This window comes from Gordonia lacunae (assembly GCF_002149015.1).
In the GTDB taxonomy this organism is placed as follows: domain Bacteria; phylum Actinomycetota; class Actinomycetes; order Mycobacteriales; family Mycobacteriaceae; genus Gordonia; species Gordonia lacunae.
In genome coordinates, this window is record NZ_NGFO01000075.1 from 1 (window position 1) to 2,637 (window position 2,637).

The window sequence follows — 2,637 nt, forward strand, 5'->3', positions numbered from 1 at the left end:
TCGAGGAGGGGTTGGGGGTTGGTGTTGTAGAGCGTGGCGAGTGTGGTGGCTGCGGTGGTGCCGGTGAGGGTGCGTGCGGCGGTGTCGGGGTCGCGGTCGCCGGCGTCGACGTAGGCGTTGTAGATGCAGGTGGGTGTGCCGTTGTGGAACTGCCAGGCGGAGAAGGTGACTCCGTATTCGTCGCCGTCTTCGCAGACGATGGCGCGGCCGGCGGCTAGGCCGGTGAAGATGTCGTGTTCCTGGTGGTTGGCGACGAGTCCGGGGGCGTTGATGATGAGCCGGGTCCCGTAGTCGGGGTGGGGGGTGATGGCGTGGTCGGGGTCGTCGTCGGGTGTGAGGGTGGTGGTGAGTTGGGTGAGTAGTTGGTGGGCGGTGGGTTCGTCGGGGAGGTCGGCGATGATGGCCAGTCCGTAGGTACTCATGGCGAAGAGAAATCTCCTAGGGTTAGGTGACCGGTAGGGGTAAGAACGGCGGGGCGCTCTGCTGGTCAGTGTTCGGTGCGTGCGGTGTTGAGGTCTTCGGCTCGGTGCGGGTGTCGCCGATGGGTGCCCGACGCACGGCAGCGGCTTTGGTGATCGGGCTGCTCTGGTCTCGGGCGCTCGCGCCCATCGTTGGGTCTCACCACGGATGCTCAGGTGCGGGGAAGGTGACGCCGCTGACCCAGGATTCTGGGATCTTGTAGTGGCGCAGGTTGTCTCGGCGGGTGTCTAGGATGAGTTGTTGCATGGCGGGTCGGTCGGCGGCGGCAATGATGCCGCGCAGGGAAGTGAAGAACTGCGGATAGGTGGGCCCGCCATCCGCGCGCCGGAAAGTCGCGGGGTTCCGCAGTGCCGTATCAGGGTCGGCCAGGACGTCGTCAATGTCGGCGAGGAGTCCTTCCCGGCTGCGGGTGCCACATATCACCCGCAGCATGACCAATAACTGCAGGCTACGGCTGCTGAACATTTGCTGCGCTACGGGTGTCTCGGCGCGTCTGTGGTGAACTTCTTCGAGGCGCGTGAGGTGGTCGTTGAGGTCTGGGACGGTATCGAACTGTTCGCTTGCGACAGCAAGGATCCAGTCAGCGAGGGCTTGGGGGTCGTGCAGGTCGCGCGAGCGGCGTTGGCGGGGGTCGGAGGGGAATCGATCGCTCGTCGTGCCGCCGGAGTCGCCGATCTGGGTGTAGGCCAGAGGCTTCCCAAGGAAGCCGCTGTAGGCGATGAAGCGGCCGAGGGTGGTGGGTTCGTAGCTGATGTGTTGTTGCCACCATCCGATACCGCGGCGGACGAGGATGGTTTTGCGGCCGCTGCCGGCGACTTCCCAGGGGTCGCCGAGGATGTCGCGGGTGTCGGCGGCGAGTTGTTTCCACTGCGGGGTGGTGGCTCCCATGATGATCAAGCCTATCGGTTGGTCGGGTCAGGGTGGTGGTGTCGTTGTGCTCGGTGGCCTGCTCAGCACTCGTGGAACTCCGGGTTTGATCGACCGGATGATGTCAGCGGCACTGTCGGTCGCTCTCGACACGGCGTCACGCCATGTGTTACTGATGTCGGCGTTCCCCGTCTTGACATCGAGTATCAGGAACACGGTCTCGATCGCGTTGCCCGCCGTGTCGGTGACGAGGCGGGTGATCACCACGTCCGGACGTGCTGAACCAGCAGAACCATATGGGTCCCACTCATACCGGCCCGTGTCGTTGTCCCGCTTTAGGCCGGAGGCCTTAATGAACGATTCTTCGAGGTTGAGGATGAAGTCGGGACCGAACCACTGGTCGAGGTTGGTTTCGAGGTATAGCTGCATGAGCTCTTTGAACAGGGTGTGGACTTCGGTACCGAACCGCTGTGCGTTGAGCGGACCATCGGAGAGGGCTTGTAGTCCGACTGCGGCGGTGGCGGCGTCAGCAATCTCTTGGATGACCTCTTCGAATTGGTCACGCAGCTGCTCATCTGACGGAGCGCCATCCTCGCCTTCGGGTTCGACCGGTGTGGGTGGGGTGATGGAGGCGATGACCGCGGCGAGCCAGTCGGCGAGATCAGGCTGGTCGGTGGGTGGTTGGGTGTAATCGGGGTCGGGTGGGTTGCGGAAGTCGGGTGTGTCGAGGTCGGGGGGTGTGGGGGGTTGCCACCAGTTCGGTGGGGTGCGCTCGGGCACCTCGGAGGGGGTCTCTGATCCAGGCGGTGATGAGGGGTTGTCGCCGGGTGCAATAGGTCCGCCCGGCTGAGGGGAGTCACCAGGTGAGGTCGGCTCGCCGGGGCGGGAGTCGGGACTGGTGTCAGGGTCGGGAAGGTCACCGGGTGGTGTGGGTTGGTCGGGCGCTTCGGTGGGCGGTTGATCGGGGGTGTCGCCGGGCTGGCGGGGCGAGTCTGGGGTATCGCCGGGTTGGCGGGGGGAGTCTGGGGTATCGCCGGGTTGGCGAGGCTGGCCGGGTGATTCGGGGTCGTCTCCTGGGGTGGGGACGGTTCCGGGTCCGTAGCGGTGTTGCCAGTCGTTCATGAACGCGCCGTAGAGGTCGTCGATCATGTCCTGGATGGCTTGACGCTGTGCCGGGTCGAGGAATGGGCTGTCGTCCATGTCGAGGTCGTTTTGGAGTTCGTCGAGTTGCTTGATGAACTCGTAAAGCCCCTGGCGACCCCACACGTCGAGGCTGCGGCGGAACGCGTC

General features: G+C 64.8%; 2 protein-coding genes and 1 pseudogene. All 3 read right to left on the reverse strand.

The window, feature by feature from the left end; genetic code table 11:
• The coding region (locus tag CA982_RS26135; RefSeq protein WP_144066138.1) for a hypothetical protein at positions 1-422 on the reverse strand (422 nt) is incomplete at its 3' end.
• A gap of 196 nt (positions 423-618) precedes the next feature.
• Positions 619-1,368 (reverse strand): hypothetical protein, encoded by a 750-nt coding sequence (locus CA982_RS26140; RefSeq protein ID WP_144066139.1) that lies wholly within the window; start codon positions 1,366-1,368, stop codon positions 619-621.
• Between the two features lie 27 nt (positions 1,369-1,395).
• Positions 1,396-2,637, reverse strand: a pseudogene (locus CA982_RS26625) (hypothetical protein); the annotation flags it as partial.